General features: G+C 74.8%; 15 protein-coding genes. 11 read left to right on the forward strand and 4 right to left on the reverse strand.

Annotated elements, in window-relative coordinates; genetic code table 11:
* Positions 1 to 222: 222 nt before the first annotated feature.
* From LY05_RS10500 to LY05_RS10545, 10 genes are all read left to right on the forward strand, one after another.
* A complete protein-coding gene (locus tag LY05_RS10500; RefSeq protein ID WP_148923145.1) occupies positions 223 to 606 on the forward strand; it encodes a DUF1636 family protein in 384 nt (127 codons plus the stop codon).
* Positions 607 to 608: 2 nt separating this feature from the next.
* The gene (gene cobT / locus LY05_RS10505) at positions 609 to 1658 is read left to right on the forward strand and encodes a nicotinate-nucleotide--dimethylbenzimidazole phosphoribosyltransferase (protein WP_148923146.1); all 1050 of its coding nucleotides are present in this window, start codon (positions 609 to 611) and stop codon (positions 1656 to 1658) included.
* Positions 1658 to 2650 carry an adenosylcobinamide-GDP ribazoletransferase gene (gene cobS / locus LY05_RS10510; RefSeq protein ID WP_148923147.1) on the forward strand — a complete coding sequence of 331 codons (993 nt, stop codon included), beginning with the start codon at positions 1658 to 1660 and terminating at the stop codon, positions 2648 to 2650. Before cobT ends, cobS begins: the two co-directional genes overlap by 1 nt.
* Positions 2647 to 3186, forward strand: coding sequence for a histidine phosphatase family protein (locus LY05_RS10515; RefSeq protein WP_148923148.1), 540 nt, complete (start codon positions 2647 to 2649; stop codon positions 3184 to 3186). The genes cobS and LY05_RS10515 overlap by 4 nt, the downstream gene beginning before the upstream one ends.
* Positions 3168 to 3677 carry a bifunctional adenosylcobinamide kinase/adenosylcobinamide-phosphate guanylyltransferase gene (gene cobU / locus LY05_RS10520; RefSeq protein WP_072747588.1) on the forward strand — a complete coding sequence of 170 codons (510 nt, stop codon included), beginning with the start codon at positions 3168 to 3170 and terminating at the stop codon, positions 3675 to 3677. Before LY05_RS10515 ends, cobU begins: the two co-directional genes overlap by 19 nt.
* Complete coding sequence (locus tag LY05_RS10525; protein WP_148923149.1) at positions 3674 to 5188, forward strand: cobyric acid synthase; 1515 nt, start codon at positions 3674 to 3676, stop codon at positions 5186 to 5188. The genes cobU and LY05_RS10525 overlap by 4 nt, the downstream gene beginning before the upstream one ends.
* An 875-nt stretch (positions 5189 to 6063) precedes the next feature.
* Positions 6064 to 6930, forward strand: coding sequence for an HTD2 family dehydratase (locus LY05_RS10530; RefSeq protein WP_148923150.1), 867 nt, complete (start codon positions 6064 to 6066; stop codon positions 6928 to 6930).
* A gap of 28 nt (positions 6931 to 6958) precedes the next feature.
* Positions 6959 to 8959, forward strand: a complete 2001-nt coding sequence (locus LY05_RS10535; RefSeq protein WP_148923151.1) for an acyltransferase family protein — start codon at positions 6959 to 6961, stop codon at positions 8957 to 8959.
* Positions 8956 to 10092 (forward strand): pyridoxal phosphate-dependent aminotransferase, encoded by a 1137-nt coding sequence (locus LY05_RS10540; protein WP_148923152.1) that lies wholly within the window; start codon positions 8956 to 8958, stop codon positions 10090 to 10092. The genes LY05_RS10535 and LY05_RS10540 overlap by 4 nt, the downstream gene beginning before the upstream one ends.
* Before the next feature lie 141 nt (positions 10093 to 10233).
* The gene (locus LY05_RS10545; RefSeq protein WP_249041932.1) at positions 10234 to 11580 is read left to right on the forward strand and encodes a DUF3422 family protein; all 1347 of its coding nucleotides are present in this window, start codon (positions 10234 to 10236) and stop codon (positions 11578 to 11580) included.
* Between the two features lie 4 nt (positions 11581 to 11584).
* On the opposite strand, the gene LY05_RS10550 is transcribed toward LY05_RS10545, so the two are convergent.
* Positions 11585 to 12355, reverse strand: coding sequence for an amino acid ABC transporter permease (locus tag LY05_RS10550; RefSeq protein ID WP_083581351.1), 771 nt, complete (start codon positions 12353 to 12355; stop codon positions 11585 to 11587).
* 345 nt (positions 12356 to 12700) lie between these two features.
* Between LY05_RS10550 and LY05_RS10555 the strand changes: the two genes are divergently transcribed.
* Positions 12701 to 13495 (forward strand): transporter substrate-binding domain-containing protein, encoded by a 795-nt coding sequence (locus LY05_RS10555; protein WP_072747583.1) that lies wholly within the window; start codon positions 12701 to 12703, stop codon positions 13493 to 13495.
* Between the two features lie 295 nt (positions 13496 to 13790).
* Here LY05_RS10555 and LY05_RS10560 read toward each other — a convergent pair whose 3' ends face one another.
* The 3 genes from LY05_RS10560 to LY05_RS10570 all read right to left on the reverse strand — a co-directional run bounded on the left by LY05_RS10560 (position 13791) and on the right by LY05_RS10570 (position 16414).
* On the reverse strand, positions 13791 to 15005 hold the full coding sequence (locus LY05_RS10560; RefSeq protein WP_072747582.1) for a beta-ketoacyl-[acyl-carrier-protein] synthase family protein: 1215 nt from the start codon (positions 15003 to 15005) through the stop codon (positions 13791 to 13793).
* A 7-nt stretch (positions 15006 to 15012) separates the two neighbouring features.
* A complete protein-coding gene (locus LY05_RS10565) occupies positions 15013 to 15279 on the reverse strand; it encodes an acyl carrier protein (protein ID WP_072747581.1) in 267 nt (88 codons plus the stop codon).
* Positions 15280 to 15343: 64 nt separating this feature from the next.
* A complete protein-coding gene (locus LY05_RS10570) occupies positions 15344 to 16414 on the reverse strand; it encodes a UDP-3-O-(3-hydroxymyristoyl)glucosamine N-acyltransferase (RefSeq protein ID WP_072747580.1) in 1071 nt (356 codons plus the stop codon).
* Between the last annotated feature and the right edge of the window lie 67 nt (positions 16415 to 16481).

Below are 16481 nucleotides of genomic sequence, written 5' to 3' on the forward strand. Positions count from 1 at the left end.
CGGATCGCTCCGCCCGTCGAACGGCCCCGGACCGCGCCCCCGGTTTGGGTCGGCGCCGCGCCCGAATCCGCTCCGCCCCTCCTCGGGGCGCCGTTCGCGCCCCTTCCTTATCATCTGGGGCGCGTGTCGCAATCCACTTTGATTCCGTCCCCCCGCGCGCATAAGACGACACGCGGCGGCGCCATCACGCGCCCGCCCCGCCCGATGCGCCAAGGAGAGCCGATGTCCGTCCGACTGATCATATGCGAAACCTGCGCCCACGCCCCCGGCGAGAAGGTGCGCGACGGGCGCACCGGCGGCGAGGCGCTGCTGGCCGAGGTCGAACGCGCCGCGCGCGACGCGCCCCAGGTCCGGGTCGAGCGCCACGCCTGCCTGATGGGCTGCGAGCATCCGTGCAACGCCGCCATCGCCGCCGAGGGCAAGATCGGCTATGTGCTGGGCCGCTTCGCCCCCACCGCGGACAGCGCGCGCGCGCTGGTCGAATACGCCGCGCTCTACGCCGACAGCCCCACCGGGCAGGTGCCCTACCGGCAGTGGCCGCAAGGGGTGAAGGGTCATTTCATCGCCCGCATCCCCGCGCCGCCCGCCGATCACGTCAAGGAGTGACCATGCTTGCCGATCTTCGCGTCCCGCCCTTCGACCCCGCGCTGCGCGCCCGCGTTCAGCACGCCATCGACGTCAAGACCAAGCCCCCGGGCTCGCTCGGCCGGATCGAGGAGCTGGCCCTGCAGCTGGCCCTGATCCAGGAAACCGAGGCCCCGCGCGTCGAGGCGCATCTGCTGTTGTGCGCCGCCGATCACGGCGTCGTCGCCGAGGGCGTGTCCGCCTGGCCGCAGGAGGTCACGGCGCAGATGGTCGCCAACTTCCTGGCCGGCGGCGCGGCCTCGACGGTCTTCGCGCGCGAGATGGGCTGCAAGGTGACCGTCGCCGACGCGGGCGTGGCCGCCCCGATCCCGCCCGCGCCAAAGGGCGCGCCGGCGCTGCGGCGCGCGGGCATCCGGCCGGGCACGCGCAACTTCGCGCGCGAGGACGCCATGACCCCCGCGGAACTGTCGGCGGCGCTGGAATTCGGCGCGGCGCTGGCGCGCGAGGCCATCGCCGAGGGCGCGACCGTCATCGCGCTTGGCGAGATGGGCATCGGCAACACCTCGTCAGCGGCGATGCTGGCGCACAAGATCGCCGGGATCGAGCTGGCGCCGCTGGTCGGCCCCGGCGCGGGGCTGGACGGCGAGGGCGTGTCGCGCAAGCAGCAGGTGCTCGAGCGCGCCGCCGCGCGCCATCCGCGCCGCATGGATCCGATGGCGGCGCTGGCGGCCTATGGCGGGCTCGAGATCGCGGCGCTGACGGGCGCCTGCGCCGCGGCCGCGGCCGGCGGGGCGGCGGTGCTGTCGGACGGGTTCATCGCCTCGTCGGCGGCGCTGGCGGCCATCGCCGCGCGGCCCGAGATCGGCCCGCGGGTGATCTTCTCGCACATGAGCCGCGAACCGGGTCATCGCCTGATGCTCGAGGCGCTCGAGGCGCGCCCGCTGCTCGATCTCGACCTGCGGCTGGGCGAGGGCACGGGCGCGCTGCTGGCGCTGCCGCTGCTCAGGGCCGCCTGCGCGATGCTGGCCGAGATGGCCACCTTCGAAAGCGCCGGCGTCTCGGGCAAGGACTGATGGCGCCGCCGCCCCGCCCCGACGCGCCCGAGCCGGGCGCCGCGCCCGAGGCGCATGGCGCGTCCGCCCCGCATGGCCAGGGCGCAAGCCCCGGAGACGCCGACGCGGCCCGCCTGCGCGGCCGGGCCGGCGCGGGCGGCGATCAGGGCGGCGGCGCGAGCGCCGACGCGGGGGGCCGCGCGGGCGGCGGCGGGAACGGCGCGCGCGCCGGGGCGGCAGGGGCGGCCGGCGCGCTGGGGCGCGAGTTGCGGCTGATCGTCGGCGCGCTGGGCTTTCTGACCCGCGCGCCCCTGCCCGCGCGGCTCTGGGCCTGGGCGGGGCACGAGCCCGACCGGCTGGCGCGCGCCGCGCGCTGGTTTCCGCTGGTCGGCGCGGCCGTCGGCGCGCTGTGCGCGGCGGTGTGGCTGGCGGCGGGCGCGGCGCTGCCCGCGCCGCTGGCGGCGGGGCTGGCGGTGGCGGCGGGCGTCGCGGCCACGGGCGCGCTGCACGAAGACGGGCTGGCCGATTGCTGCGACGGGCTCGGCGGCCATGCGGGGCGCGAGCGCGCGCTCGAGATCATGCGCGACAGCCGCATCGGCGCCTATGCTGGGCTGGGGCTGATCTTCTCGATCGGCCTGCGCTGGGCGGCGCTGGCGGCGCTCGAGCCGGCGGCCGGGGCGGCGGCGCTGATCGTGGCGCATGCATGGGCGCGGGCGCTGATGACCGGCGCGCTGGCGGCGTCGGACTATGCGCGCCCGACCGGCGCGGCGGCCGGCGCGGCGGGCGTGACGCGGGCCGAGGCGGGCGCCGCCCTCGGCCTTGCGCTGGCGATCGCCGCGGCGCTGGGCGGCGCAGGCGCCGTGGCCGCATGCGGCGCCGGTCTCGTGGCCGGCCTGTGGATGCTGCGCCTTCTCAAGCGCCGGCTGGGCGGCCATACGGGCGACGGGTTGGGCGCCATCGAGCAACTGGGAGAGATCGCCGTGATGACGACGCTGGCGGGGCTTTGGACATGATCTTCCTGCGCCATCCCACCCCCGACGCCCCGCCGGGGCTGTGCTATGGGCGGCTCGACCTGGACCTGGCCCCCGGGGCCGAGGCCGAGATCGCCGCCGCGCTCGACGCGACGCCGCGCGCGCGGCACGTCGTCTCGAGCCCCGCCCGGCGCGCGCGCATCCTGGCCGAGGCGCTGGCCGCGCGCGACGGGCTGGAGGTGCGCTTCGACGAGCGGCTGTGGGAATACGGCTTCGGCGCCTGGGAGGGGCGGCTGTGGTCCGAGCTGCCGCGCGAAGACACCGAGCGCTGGATGCAGGACATGTGGACGCGCCGCGACCATGGCGGCGACAGCTTCGAGCAGCTCCACGCCCGCGTCGAGGCCGCGCTGCGCGACATGCCCGACGGAGCGGTGGTCGTCTGCCATGCCGGGCCGATCCGCGCCGCGCAGATGATCCTCATGGGGCTGAGCTTCGAGCAGGTCTTCGCCCGCAAGGTGCCCTTCGCCGCGCCCATCGATCTGCGCAAGGAGGCCGCCCTATGGCGCGCGTCGCTCTGATCCTTGGCGGCGCGCGCTCGGGCAAGTCGGCGCGCGCGCTGGCGCTGACCCGCCCGCCGCGCGTCTTCCTGGCCACCGCCCAGGCGCTGGACGAGGAGATGGCCGCGCGCATCGCCGCCCATCGCGCCGAGCGCGGCCCCGACTGGACCGTGGTCGAGGAGCCGCTCGAGCTGACGCGCGCCCTGGCCGCCCATGCCGCCGAGGGGCGCTGCGTGCTGGTCGATTGCCTGACGCTGTGGCTCAGCAACCTCATGGCCGCCGGCCGCGACCCCGAGGCCGAGGCGGCCGCGCTGGCCGCCGCCCTGCCCGCGCTGCCGGGCGAGATCGTCTTCGTCTCGAACGAGGTCGGCATGGGGCTGGCGCCCATGAACGCGCTCGGGCGCGCCTTTCGCGACGCGCAAGGGCGGCTCAACCAGACCATCGCCGCCGTCGCCGACCGGGTCGAGTTCGTCGCCGCCGGGCTGCCGCTGACGCTGAAGGACAGGCCATGACCGCGACGCTGATGATCCAGGGCTGCGGCTCGAACGTGGGCAAGTCGGCGCTGACGGCGGGGCTTGCGCGGCTGTTCGCGCGGCGCGGGCTGCGCGTGCGCCCCTTCAAGCCGCAGAACATGTCCAACAACGCCGCGGTGACCGCCGACGGCGGCGAGATCGGCCGCGCGCAGGCGCTGCAGGCGCGCGCGGCGGGCGTGGCGCCCTCGGTGCACATGAACCCGGTGCTGCTCAAGCCCGAGACCGACCGCGGCGCGCAGGTCATCCTGCGCGGCCGGCGGCTGACCACGGCGCAGGCGCGCGACTATCACCGCCTCAAGCCGCAGCTGATGGAGGCCGTGCTCGACAGCTTCGCGCGCCTGCGCGCCGAGGCCGACCTGGTGCTGGTCGAGGGCGCGGGCAGCCCGGCCGAGGTCAACCTGCGCGCCGGCGACATCGCCAACATGGGCTTCGCGCGCGCCGCCCATGTGCCGGTGGCGCTGGTGGGCGACATCGACCGCGGCGGGGTGATCGCGCAGATCGTCGGCACGCAGGCGGTGCTCGACCCGGCCGACGCGGCGCTGATCCGCGGCTTCATCGTCAACAAGTTCCGCGGCGATCCGGCGCTGTTCGAAGACGGTCTGCGTCTGATCGAGCAGCGCACGGGCTGGCGCTCGTTCGGGGTCGCGCCGTGGTTTCCCGACGCCCATCGCCTGCCGGCCGAGGACGCCGCCGATCTGACGCGCGCGCGCGCCGCCGACGCGCCGGACGGCGCCGGGCGCGACGGCGCGGCCGCCCCGGCGCGGCCGCCGGTCAGGATCGCGTGCCCGCTCATCTCGCGCATCGCCAATTTCGACGATCTCGACCCGCTGCGCCTCGACCCCGCCGTGCGGCTCGAGATGATCCCCCCCGGCCGCGCCCTGCCCGGCGACGCCGACCTGGTGATCCTGCCCGGCGCCAAGTCCACGCGCGGCGATCTCGACTTCATCCGCGCCCAGGGCTGGGACGTCGACATCCTGGCCCATTGGCGGCGCGGCGGGCGCGTGCTGGGCATCTGCGGCGGCTACCAGATGCTGGGACGCAGCGTGGCCGACCCCGACGGCGTCGAGGGCCCGCCCGGCGAGACGCCCGGCCTTGGCCTTCTGGACGTGACCACGGTCATGCGCCCCGACAAGCGCCTGACGCTGGCGCGCGGGCGTTGCGCGCTGACGGGCGAGGCGGTCGAGGGCTATGAGATCCATATCGGCGTCACCGAGGGCCCCGACCGCGTCCGCCCGGTGTTCGAGCTGGACGGCCGCGCCGAGGGCGCCTCGAGCCCCGACGGGCGCGTGCGCGGCAGCTATCTGCACGGCATGTTCGCCGCCGACGGCTTCCGCGCCGCGTTCCTGCGCATGCTGGGCGCCGCGCCCGCGCATGACTCCGCGCCGGGCTACGAGGCGCAGATCGACCGCACGCTCGACGCGCTGGCCGACCATCTCGAGGCGTCGCTGGATGTGGACGGCCTGCTCGAGGTCGCCCGCGCGGGCGTGTAGGGCGCGCTCGGCGCAGCGCCCGCGCGCCGACACGGCGCCGGGGCGCGCGCCGGCGCCCGCATCGGCAAGCCGCTGCGGGCCGCAAGCGCGCGCGCAACGGCCGCCGAAACGGCGATGCGACCCGTCGCGGAACCGGCGCAGCGACGCCGGGGGCAGGCGCCCGTCGCGCCGCGGCGCCGGCGACGCGACGCCCAGGCGGCGGCGCGCGGGCGCACCGCGCGCCAGCCGCCGCAACAGACACGACCTTTCAGCCTTCCGACGCGCGCGATCGCGACCCTGGCCTGCACGGTCGGCATCCTTTCGGCGGCCGCCCCACCTGCGCGATCGCGCGCTCGCGCCAAGCGCATCGCCGATGGGCGGGCCGCCCCGCGCGTTCGCGGTCTTCTCGCGGTCTTGCGGATCGCTGCGAACCGCAACCTGTGCGTGCGACTACCCGCGCGCGATCGCGCGAACGGCTGCGTCGATCCAGATGCTCGATTGCGCAAGGCCGCCCCACCCCCTCGCGCGGCGGCGCCATCCTCGACAAGTGCGCTCGCGCTCGCGGCGCCCCATCGCGCGTACGGTCGCACCTCGGCGATCGCGCGTCGCGCACGCCTCGCGCGACGGCGCCGCCCCGCACGCGCGCTCGCGCGCCAAACGCCGCCTTGTGCGCCGGCCGCGTCCGGGGGCCGCCACGCGAGCGCAAGACCCGGCCATGCGCCGCGCCCCCGCGGCATCCGGGCCCCGGCTGCATGCGCTTGCGTCCCCGAGCGGCCCCGGGCGCGGCACGCGATCCTTGCCGGAAGCTCCCATTCCGCCCCGCCCGGCGCCGCGCTCGGGGGGCGCAGGGCGCGGCGGCTCTTGACTTCGGGCCACGCGCGGCGTTCTCAGGCTTCATGACCCCGAAACGCATCCCCGACAGCGCCGGGAACGCGCGCGTCATCGAGGACCCGCTCGACCCCTGGCACGCCGCGGCGCTGCACGCCGCGCTCGACCTCGACGGCCCGCCGCCGCAGGCCGGCGATCCGCTGCCGCCGCTGTGGCACTTCGTCTATTTCCGCGAGGCGGCGCGCGCCTCGGCGCTGGGCCATGACGGCCACCCGCGCACCGGCGACTTCATCCCCGACGTCGGCCTGCCGCGCAGGATGTGGGCGGGCGGGCGGCTGCGCTTTCTGGCGCCGCTGATCCTGGGTGCGCCCGCGCGGCGGGTGTCGGCCGTGCAGAACGTGGCGCTCAAGCAGGGCCGGGGCGGGCCGCTGGCCTTCGTCACCATCCGCCACGAGATCTTCGCTGGCCAGACCCTGGCGATCCGCGAGGAGCAGGACCTGGTCTACCGCCCCCTGCCCGCGCCCGGCGACCCCGCGCCCGCGCCCGCGCCGCGCCGCGCCGACGCGCCCGCCTGGCGGCGCGAGGCGACGGCGGACAGCACGCTGCTGTTCCGCTATTCGGCGCTGACCTACAACGGGCACAAGATCCATTACGACCTGCGCCATGCGACCGAGGTCGAGGGCTACCCCGACCTGGTGGTCCATGGGCCGCTCATCGCGCAGCTTCTGGCCGATCTGGCGCGCGCGCATGCGCCCCGGCCCCTGGCGCGGTTCGAGTTCCGCGCCGTCTCGCCCGTGTTCCGCGGCCGCCCCTTCGCGCTGTGCGGCGCGCCCGAGCGCGCGGGAGGGGCGGAGCAGGCCATCGACCTTTGGGCGCTGAACGAGGACGGGCGCCTGGCCATGACCGCCCGCGCCACGCCGGAGCCCGACCGGTGACGCGCGCCGGGGCCGGGGAAGGCGGCGCATGAAGGCCTTCGCTGCCGCGCCCGAGGGGGCCGAGCGCGCGCCCGCGCGCCCGCCCTATCGTCCCGACATCGACGGGCTGCGCGCGGCGGCGGTGCTGGGGGTGGTGGTCTATCACGCCTGGCCCGCGCTTCTGCCCGGCGGCTATGCGGGCGTGGACGTGTTCTTCGTGATCTCGGGCTTTCTCATCACCGGGATCATCGCCGCCGAGATGCGGGCCGGGGCGTTCTCGCTCACGCGCTTCTACGAGCGGCGCTTTCGCCGCATCCTGCCCGCGCTGTTCGTCATGCTGGCGGCCTCGACGGCGGCGGCCTGGGCGCTGCTGCCCCCGCGCGAGCTGATGGAGTTCAGCCACGCCCTGCGCGGCGCGGCGGTGTTCGCGGCGAACATCGCGCTGGCCGACCTGACCGACTACTTCGCCGGCCCGGCCGAGATGCAGCCCCTGCTGCACACCTGGTCGCTGGGGGTCGAGGAGCAGTTCTACCTTGTCTTTCCGCCGCTGCTTTGGGCGCTCTTGCGCCTTGGCCGCGGGCGAACGCTGGCGGCGCTGGCGGCGCTGGCGGCGGCGAGCTTCGCCATGGCGCTGTGGGGCGTGCGCACGGCGCCCGACAACGCCTTCTTCCTGCCGCACATGCGCATGTGGCAGCTGCTGGCCGGCGCGCTGCTGGCGCTGGCCGCGCCGCGCCCATCGAGCGACGCCGCGGCGCTGGCGCTGGCGGGGGCGGGCGCGGCGCTGATCGCGGGCGCCTTCGTCCTGCTGGGACCGCAGGCGGGCTTTCCGGGCTGGCCGGCGCTGGCGCCCACGCTTGGCGCGGTGCTCATGATCGCGGCAGGCGGGCGGGCGAACCCGGTTTCCCTGATGCTGGGGGCGCGCTGGCCGGTGGCGATCGGGCTTGCGTCATATTCGCTTTACCTGTGGCACTGGCCGCTGCTGGCCTTTGCGCGCACGCTTTCGGACGGGCCGCTGGAGGGCTGGACGCGGGCGCTTCTGGTGGCGGCGGCCTTCGCGCTGGCCTTCGCCTCGTGGCGCTGGATCGAGCGCCCCTTCCGCGCGCGCCCGCCGCTCTTGTCGCGGCGCGCGGCGTTCGCATGGGCGGCGGCGGGATCGGCGGCGTTCTTCGCGCTTGGCTGGGCCGGCAAGGTCGCCGACGGCGCGCCCTGGCGGTTCGACCCGGCGCTGCAAGCCGTCTATGGCGCGCGTCAGGCGTATTTCGAGGGCCCCGGCCGGGCCTGCGGCGCGCGCACCGGCGCGATCGCGCGCGCAACGGACCCGGCCGAAGCCGCCGCCCTGGCCTGCCGCATCGGCGCGCCCGAAGGCCCGGCGCAATTCGTCCTGTGGGGCGATTCGCTGGCCATGGCGCTGCAACCGGCGCTGGACGAAGCCGGGCGCGCGCTGGGCGCCGGGGGGCTGGCGCTGGGCCGCTCGGCCTGCGCGCCCCTGCCCGGCTTCCTCCGGCGCGAGGACGCCAAGTCGCGCGAATGCCTCGCCTTCAACGCGCGCGCGATGCAGATCGCCGCCGCGCCGCAGATCCGCGCCGTGGTCATCGTCAGCGCGCTGCAGTCGCTGCTTGCCGGGCCGCAAGGCCCCGAGTTGCGCGCGCGCCTGCTCGACACGGTCGCGCGGCTGCGCGCCATGGACAAGCAGGTCGTCATCGTCGCGCCGCCGCCCCGGCCCGGCTTCGACGTGCCGCAGGCGCTGGGGCGCGCGCTGCGCTTCGGCCGCCCCGCCCCCGAGGGCCCCGCCCGCGCCGAGGCCGAGGCCGCCCTCGCCCCGCTGACCGAGGCCATGGCCGCGGCGCGGGCGCTGGGGGCGCTGACGGTCGACTCGACGCCCGTCTTCTGCGCCCGCGGCCGCTGCGACGTCGCGCGCGAGGGCCGCGCCCTGTTCGCCGATTCGCTGCACCCCTCGCCCGAGGGCGCGCGGCTGATGACCCCCGCCATCGCGCGCGCGCTCGCCCACGCCCTGCGCGCCGCGCCCCAGACCCAGGACGACGACCCATGAGCGACCGCGACGCCGAACCCGCCCGCCCGCCGCGCCTGACGGCGCTGGCCCGCAGCCTGCCCGCCTCGGTTCCCTTCGTGGGCCCCGAGGCGCAGGAACGCGCGCTTGGCCGTGCTTTCCGCGCGCGGCTTGGCGCGAACGAGAACGTCTTCGGCCCCTCGCCGCGCGCGCAAGAGGCCATGCGCGCCGCCGCGGCCGAGGCGTGGATGTATGGCGACCCCGAGGCGCACGAGCTGCGCGCGGCCATCGCCGCCCATCACGGCGCCCGCCCCGAGAACGTCATCGTCGGCGCGGGGATCGACGGGCTTCTGGGCGATCTGTGCCGCCTGATCGTGGCGCCCGGAACGCCCGTGGTCTCGTCGGACGGCGCCTATCCGACCTTCGCCTATCACGTCGCGGGCTTCGGCGGGCGGCTGGTCGCGGTTCCCTACGCCGCCGACGACCGCGAGGATCCCGAGGCGCTGGCCCGCGCGGCGCGCGAATGCGGCGCGCCGCTGGTCTATCTGGCCAACCCCGACAACCCGATGGGCTCGTGGAACGGCGCCGAGGCCGTGCGCGCGATGCTGGACGCGCTGCCGCCCGATTGTCTGCTCTGCCTTGACGAAGCCTATGCCGAGTTCGCCCCCGAAGGCGTCGCGCCCGAGCTGCCGGCGGACGATCCGCGCGTCATCCGCATGCGCACCTTCTCCAAGGCGCATGGCCTGGCGGGGCTGCGGGTGGGCTATGCGCTGGGCGCGCCCGAGCTGATCTCGGCCTTCGACAAGGTGCGCAACCATTTCGGCGTCGGCCGCCTGGCGCAGGCCGCGGCGCTGGCGGCGCTGGGCGACCGGGCCTGGCTTGACCATGTCCGCGCCGAAGTCGCCCGCGCGCGCGCGCGCATCGCCCGGATCGCGCAGGAGGCGGGACTGCGGGCGCTGCCCTCGGCGACCAACTTCGTCGCCGTCGATTGCGGGCGCGACGGCGCCTTCGCGCGGCGCGTGGTGCAGGCGCTGGCCGCGCGCGGGGTCTTCGTGCGCATGCCCTTCCGGGCGCCGCAGGACCGGTGCATCCGCATCTCGGCCGGCCGGCCCGAGGATCTGGACCTGCTGGCCGAGGTCCTGCCCGCGGCGCTGACCGAGGCGCGCGCGGGCTGAACGGGGCGCGGGCCCATCCGCGACGGGCGGCGGCCGGCCCAGGGCGCCGGCCGACCGCCCGCGCAGCGCCGCCGGCGCGAAGGCGGCGCCGAGGCAAATGCTGCGGCAAATATCGCATGCCCCCCGCGGCGGAGCCGGGCTATGCTGCGCCCTCACGCCCTCTTGCGCCGGACCGCCATGATCGACCGACTGCCGCCGCAACATCCCGACCGCATCGCCCTGGCCAACGAGCTGCACGCGCGCCCCTTCCCCGAGCTGGCCGCGCCCTGCCGCGCCGCGATGATCGCCCTTCAGCCAGAAAGCGGCGCGGCCGAGCGCGACCCCGAGGCCGACCGCGCCCATCTGCGCGCGCTGCTCGACCGCCACGGCGCGCAGCACCCGGCGCCGGGCGCCGACCACTATTTCGGCGCCCTCGGCCGCGCGCGCCTGAAATGGGAGCGCCACACCGAGTTCGTCTCCTACACCCTGTTCCTCGACGGCCCCGCCGCCCAGCCCTTCGACGGCGCCGATTTCGCGCTGTTCCCGCCCGACTGGCTGGCCGAGGCGCCGGGCCGGATCATCGCCTCGGCGCTGGTGCATGTGGATCTGACCGAGGACGCCGCCGCCCCCGGCCCGGCCGAACGCGCGATCCTCGAGCGGTGCTTCTCGGCCGAAAGCCTGGCGCTTTCGCGCGTGCTCGACGGCAAGGCGCTGGCGGCCACCGATTTTCGCCTGCACGAGCATGGCTGCGCGCGCATCGCCGTCTTCGTGCGCCCCGAGGTCGGACGCCGCCGGCTGGGGCGGCTGGTGCAGCGCCTGCTCGAGCTGGAAACCTACAAATCCGCCTCGATGCTGACGCTGCCCGTGGCGCGGCGCGCGCAGCGGCGGCTGTCGGAGATCGACCAGGAGCTGACCCGGCTGATGGAGGGGCTGCGCCGGGGCGACGGCGACTCGCGCGCCACGCTCGACGCGCTCATGGAGCTGTCCACCGAGATCGAGACCATGGCCGCGCGCGCCGCCTTCCGCTTCGGCGCCGGGCGCGCCTACGAGACCATCGTGCGCGACCGCATCGCCGCGCTGCGCGAGGAACGCGTCGAGGGGCGCCAGACCTTCGCCGAGTTCATCAACCGCCGCTACGATCCGGCCATGCGCACCTGCCACGCGGCCGAGGGCCGGCTGCGCGATCTGGCGGCGCGGGCGGCGCGGGTGGCCGATCTGCTGCGCACGCGCGTCGACGTCGAGATGTCGGCGCAGAACCAGGCGCTGCTCGAAAGCATGGACCGGCGCGCGGCGCTGCAGCTGCGCCTGCAGGAAACGGTCGAGGGCCTGTCGGTGGTCGCCATCAGCTACTACGCCGTCAACCTGGCCGCCTACACGCTGGCGCCGCTGGCCAAGATGGCGCATGTGGACAAGACGTGGCTGACCGCCGCGCTGGCGCCGCCGGTCGTGGCGGCCGCGTGGTGGGGGCTCAGGCGCATGCGCCGGCGCCTGGCGGGCGGCGGCGACTGAGCGCTCAGCCGTCGGGCCGCGCCAGCCGCCGCTCGAGCCAGCGCACCGCCTGGCTCGCGATCAGGATCAGCGCAAGATATTCGAGCACCAGGATGGTGTAGATCTCGAGCGCCCGATACTCGGTGGTGTTGAGCTCGTTGGCCCTGCGCGTCAGCTCCTGCGCGCCGATGACCGAGACCAGCGACGACATCTTGAGCATGTAGACGAACTGGTTGCCCAGCGCCGGCAGGATGCGCCGCAACGCCTGGGGCAGGATCACCAGCCGCATCGTCTGCCACGAGGACAGGCCGATCGAGCGCGCGGCCTCGATCTGCCCGCGCGGCACCGACTGGATGCCGGCGCGGAAGATCTCGGCCTCGAAGGCGCTGTCCGACAGCGCCAGCGCCAGCACGCCGGCCCAGAACACCCCCAGATCGGCGCCCGAGCCGAGGATCGCCGGCAAGCCGTAATAAACGTATAGCAGCAGCACCAGCACCGGCACCGAGCGCACGACCTCGACATAGACGCGGTTGACCGCCCGCCACCAGGGGCTGCGCGACAGGCCGGGCAGCGCCACCACAAGCCCCAGCGCGACCGAGATCGCCAGCGCCGTCAGCGACAGCGCCAGCGTCAGCTTCAGCCCGCCGAGCATGAACAGAAGGTTGCTGCGCCCCGAGGGCAGCAGCGGCGACACCACATACCACCCGCCGGACGCGCATCCGCCCAGCGCCAGCGCCGCCGCCAGCGCCCCGGCCACGCCCGCCGCGCGCCGCCATCCGCCTGTTCCGCCGGCCATGCCGTCCCGCCCCCCATGCCCGCGCGCAGCCGCACGCGCCCCATGCCTGCGCGCATCCGCGCGCCCGAACTCATGCGCGCATCCGCGCAACCGAACCGGTGCGCGCATCCGCGCGACCGGAATGACGCGCGCATCCGCGCGACCGAACTGACCCGCGCATCCGCGCGCGGGGGGCATCCTAGCGCCCGGCCCCGCCAAGGCAACCGCCGCCCCCGGCCTAGACCGCGCCGCCACGCCCGCCCGGCCGAGGCGAACGCCTCGCCCGGGGGCGACATCGGCGCCGCACGCGCTATGATCTCCGAACGGCCCGCGCGCGGCGCGGGCGCGACAAGGACGGAGAAGCACATGAAGAACTTCATCGCCGGCGCGATCGCCGCCCTCGGGCTCGGGGCGCTGAGCCTTGCGGCCGGCCCCGCCGCGGCCCAGTCAGCGCTGCAGGACATCCTTCAGAGCGGCAAGCTCAAGGTCGGCGTGACGGGCGACTGGAACCCCATGTCCATGCGCGACCCGGCCACCAACACCTTCCAGGGCTACGACATCGACGTGACGCGCAAGCTGGCCGAGGATCTGGGGGTCGAGGTCGAATACGTGCCCACCGACTGGAAGACGCTGGTCAACGGCGTGACCTCGGGCAAGTATCACATCACCGGCTCGGCCTCGATCTCGCCCGCGCGGCTCAAATCCGCCGGCTTTTCCGACAGCTATCTGACGGTGGCCATCCTGCCCTTCACCACCCGCGACAAGCTGCCGCGCTTCGCCGGCTGGGACAGCATCGACAATCCCCAGACCCGCGTCGCCACCACCCTGGGCACGACCTTCGAGCGCATGGTCAAGGACTGGTTCCCCAACGCCCAGCGCAAGACCGTCGAGGCGCCCGCCCGCGGCTATCAGGAGGTTCTGTCCGGGCGCGCCGACGTCTTCATCACCTCGAACGTCGAGGGCGCGACGCTGACGAAGAAATACCCCGATCTCGTGCAGATCCCGGTCGACAAGCCCCGCGCGCCTTCGGCCATCGCCATGCTGCTGCCGCAGGCCGATCAGGTGTGGATCAACTACGTGAACCACTGGATCCGCATCCGCAAGCTGTCGGGATTCTTCGACGAGACGGCGGCCAAGTGGGGTCTGGCGCCGCCCTCCTGACGCGCGGGCGCGATCCGGGCTGGATTTCGCATTTCGGCGGATCGGGATTTTTCCGATCCGTCGTTCATTTTAAAGTTGTGTTATGAATTTTGCATGAATAAGACTCGGCAAGAGAGCGGCGGCGCCGCTCTCTCGGACCCTGGGGGCGGGCGCACCGCTACGCTACGCTACACCGAACGGGCCGCTTGCGGCCCGGGCCTGTCCCCGCCCCCGGGGCTCCGTCACGCCAGCCGCGCATCGCGCGAATGCGGGACAATTCCCGAATTTCGTTCACCTTTGGGAAATCTCGCGCCGCTCAGCCCTCGAAGCGGCGCGCGACCAGCACGGCGTTGAGGCCGCCGAAGGCGAAGGAATTGCTCATCGCCGCGCGCAGCTCGGCCCGCCGCGCCTCGTTCGGCACCACGTCCAGCGCGCATTCGGGATCGGGCTCTTCGAAATTGATGGTGGGGGGAATCACCCCTTCGCGCAGCGCATGAATCACCGCCGCCAGCTCGACCGCACCGGCGCCGCCCAGGCAGTGCCCGTGCATCGACTTGGTGGACGAGACCATCAGCCGCTCGGCATGTGCGCCGAAGGCGGCGCGCAGCGCCTCGCACTCGGTGCGGTCGTTGGCCGCCGTGCCGGTGCCGTGCGCGTTCACATAGCCGATCTCCTCGGGGGCGATTCCCGCATCCTCGAGCGCCGCGCGCATGGCCCGCGCCGCCCCCTCGGCCGAGGGCTGCACGATGTCGCCCGCATCGGCCGACATGCCGAAACCGGCGATCTCGGCCAGGATCGGCGCGCCGCGCGCCTGCGCCGCCTCGAGCGGCTCGAGCACGAAGATCGCCGCGCCCTCGCCCTGCACCATGCCCGTGCGGTTGCGCGAGAAGGGGCGGCAGGCGTCGCGCGCCATCACGCGCAGCCCCTCCCACGCCTTCATCACGCCGAAGACCAGCGGCGCCTCGGCCCCGCCGGTCACGGCGATGTCGGCCATGCCCGCGCGCACCATGTGAAAGGCCTGCCCGATGGCGTGATTCGACGACGAGCACGCCGTCGAGACCGACCAGGCCGGCCCGCGCAGGCCATGGCGCATCGAGATGTTCGAGGTCGGCCCCGACACCATCAGCCGCGGCACCACGAAGGGGTGCACGCGGTTCTTCCCCTCCTGGAACACGGCGCGATAGGCCTCGTCGATGGTGCCCATTCCGGTCAGCGCCGTGCCGATCACCGTCGCCGCGCGCAGCCCCGCCTCACCGGCGAAGGAGACGCCCGATTGCGCCACCGCCTCGTCCGCCGCGGCCAGCGCCATCTGCGTGGCGCGGTCGAGCAGCGCCAGCTCCGAGCGCGAAAAGCGGTCCTCGCCGCGGAACTCCCTGGCCTGCGCGCCGATGCGCACCGACAGGCGCTCGACGTCGGGCATCTCCAGCTCGCCCACGCCCGAGCGCCCCGCCTCGAGCGCGGCGCAATGCTCGGCCGCCGTCGAGCCCAGCGCCGAAACCACGCCCATGCCGGTGACGACGACGCGCCTCATGCGCCGCTCAGCCCTTTTGCTGCGCGATCAGCGTCCGCACCCCTTGGGCGATCTTCTCGACCGACGAGATGTCGAACTCGCCCGAGGTCGGATCGTTGGCGTTGAAGGGGACCGAGATGTCGAAGGCCTCTTCGATGGCGAAGACGGCCTCGACCAGTCCCAGGCTGTCCACGCCAAGCTCCTCGGGGCTGGACTCGGGCTTCACCTCCTCGGGCGAGATCAAAGCCTGCGCGGCGATGATCTCGACGATCTTGCGCATCACCTCGTCCGACATCGCGTTCTCCCAATCCTGCGTCGCCGTCTCCTATCGCGTCGGGCGGCGACGGGAAAGCCGAAATTCATTTCCCGAGCCGCCCGATCAGCCGCGGCAGGCGCCGCATGGCCATCATCATGCGCATCCATTCGTCGCGCGCGATGGCCGGCGAGCCGATCACCACCGCCCGCGGCGGCACGTTCGAGCCCACCCCGGACGAGGCCGCCACCACCGCGTCATGGCCCACGCGCACATGATCGGCCACGCCCACCTTGCCGCCCAGCACCGCGCGGTCGCCGATGCGGGCGCTGCCGGCCACGCCGACCTGGGCGCAGAGCAGGCAGTTCTCGCCGATCTCGACGTTGTGGCCGATCTGCACGAGGTTGTCGATCTTCGTGCCCGAGCCGATGCGCGTGTCGGTCAGCGTGCCGCGGTCCACCGTCGAGCCCGCGCCGATCTCGACGTCGTCGCCGATGCGCACGGCCCCCAGCGAGTGGATGCGCGCGTGATGGGTGTTGAGCGCGTCGGCCGCCACGGCGCCGGTCTGGCGCGCGCTTTCGACGGCGCCCTTCTCGGGCGTGACGAAGGAAAAGCCGTCGCCGCCGATCACCGCGTTGGGCTGGGCGATGAAGCGGTCGCCGATGCGCACGCGCTCGCCCACCCGCACGCCCGCATGCAGCAGCGCATCGTCGCCGATGCGCGCGTCGGCGCCCACGCTGGCATGCGCCAGGATGCGCGCGCGCGCCCCGATGCGCGCGCCCGGCCCGATCCAGACGAAGGGGCCGATCGACGCGCCGGGGCCGATGCTGGCCGACGGATCGACGACGGCCGAGGGGTGCACGCCCTCGGGCGCATGCGGCGGATGCTGGAAGGTCTGCGTCAGCGCCGCCATCGCATAGCGCGGACGCGGGGCGAACAGCGCCGCCTCAAGCCCCAGCGCCCGCCAGTCGGCGCCCGGCCACAGCAGCGCCGCGCGCGCGCCCCCGCCCTTCAGCGCCTCGGCGTAGGAGGGGCTGGCCGCCACGGCCAGATCCTCGGGTCCCGCCTCGGCCGGATGGGCGGCGCGGACGACCGCGATCGACAGATCGCCCGCCCCCTCGACGCCAAGCGCGCGGGCAAGGTCGGAAAGCGTGATGCGGCGAAGATTCTGGGGCATGGCGCGGCCTCGGGCTGGGTTCGTTGCGCCGACCCTATACCCTTCGCGCCGCCCCGGCGCCAGAAGC

Source organism: Oceanicella actignis, from assembly GCF_008124525.1.
Classification (GTDB): domain Bacteria; phylum Pseudomonadota; class Alphaproteobacteria; order Rhodobacterales; family Rhodobacteraceae; genus Oceanicella; species Oceanicella actignis.

What these genes read in the sequence shown, in the direction of transcription:
- cobS (WP_148923147.1), top strand. Translation starts at nt 1,658, where the DNA reads ATGGCGCCGCCGCCCCGCCCCGACGCGCCCGAGCCGGGCGCCGCGCCC.
- LY05_RS10530 (WP_148923150.1), top strand. Translation starts at nt 6,064, where the DNA reads ATGACCCCGAAACGCATCCCCGACAGCGCCGGGAACGCGCGCGTCATC.
- LY05_RS10570 (WP_072747580.1), bottom strand. Translation starts at nt 16,414, where the DNA reads ATGCCCCAGAATCTTCGCCGCATCACGCTTTCCGACCTTGCCCGCGCG.
- LY05_RS10525 (WP_148923149.1), top strand. Translation starts at nt 3,674, where the DNA reads ATGACCGCGACGCTGATGATCCAGGGCTGCGGCTCGAACGTGGGCAAG.
- LY05_RS10540 (WP_148923152.1), top strand. Translation starts at nt 8,956, where the DNA reads ATGAGCGACCGCGACGCCGAACCCGCCCGCCCGCCGCGCCTGACGGCG.
- LY05_RS10560 (WP_072747582.1), bottom strand. Translation starts at nt 15,005, where the DNA reads ATGAGGCGCGTCGTCGTCACCGGCATGGGCGTGGTTTCGGCGCTGGGC.
- LY05_RS10500 (WP_148923145.1), top strand. Translation starts at nt 223, where the DNA reads ATGTCCGTCCGACTGATCATATGCGAAACCTGCGCCCACGCCCCCGGC.
- cobT (WP_148923146.1), top strand. Translation starts at nt 609, where the DNA reads ATGCTTGCCGATCTTCGCGTCCCGCCCTTCGACCCCGCGCTGCGCGCC.
- LY05_RS10550 (WP_083581351.1), bottom strand. Translation starts at nt 12,355, where the DNA reads ATGGCCGGCGGAACAGGCGGATGGCGGCGCGCGGCGGGCGTGGCCGGG.
- LY05_RS10515 (WP_148923148.1), top strand. Translation starts at nt 2,647, where the DNA reads ATGATCTTCCTGCGCCATCCCACCCCCGACGCCCCGCCGGGGCTGTGC.
- LY05_RS10545 (WP_249041932.1), top strand. Translation starts at nt 10,234, where the DNA reads ATGCTGCGCCCTCACGCCCTCTTGCGCCGGACCGCCATGATCGACCGA.
- LY05_RS10555 (WP_072747583.1), top strand. Translation starts at nt 12,701, where the DNA reads ATGAAGAACTTCATCGCCGGCGCGATCGCCGCCCTCGGGCTCGGGGCG.
- LY05_RS10565 (WP_072747581.1), bottom strand. Translation starts at nt 15,279, where the DNA reads ATGTCGGACGAGGTGATGCGCAAGATCGTCGAGATCATCGCCGCGCAG.
- LY05_RS10535 (WP_148923151.1), top strand. Translation starts at nt 6,959, where the DNA reads ATGAAGGCCTTCGCTGCCGCGCCCGAGGGGGCCGAGCGCGCGCCCGCG.
- cobU (WP_072747588.1), top strand. Translation starts at nt 3,168, where the DNA reads ATGGCGCGCGTCGCTCTGATCCTTGGCGGCGCGCGCTCGGGCAAGTCG.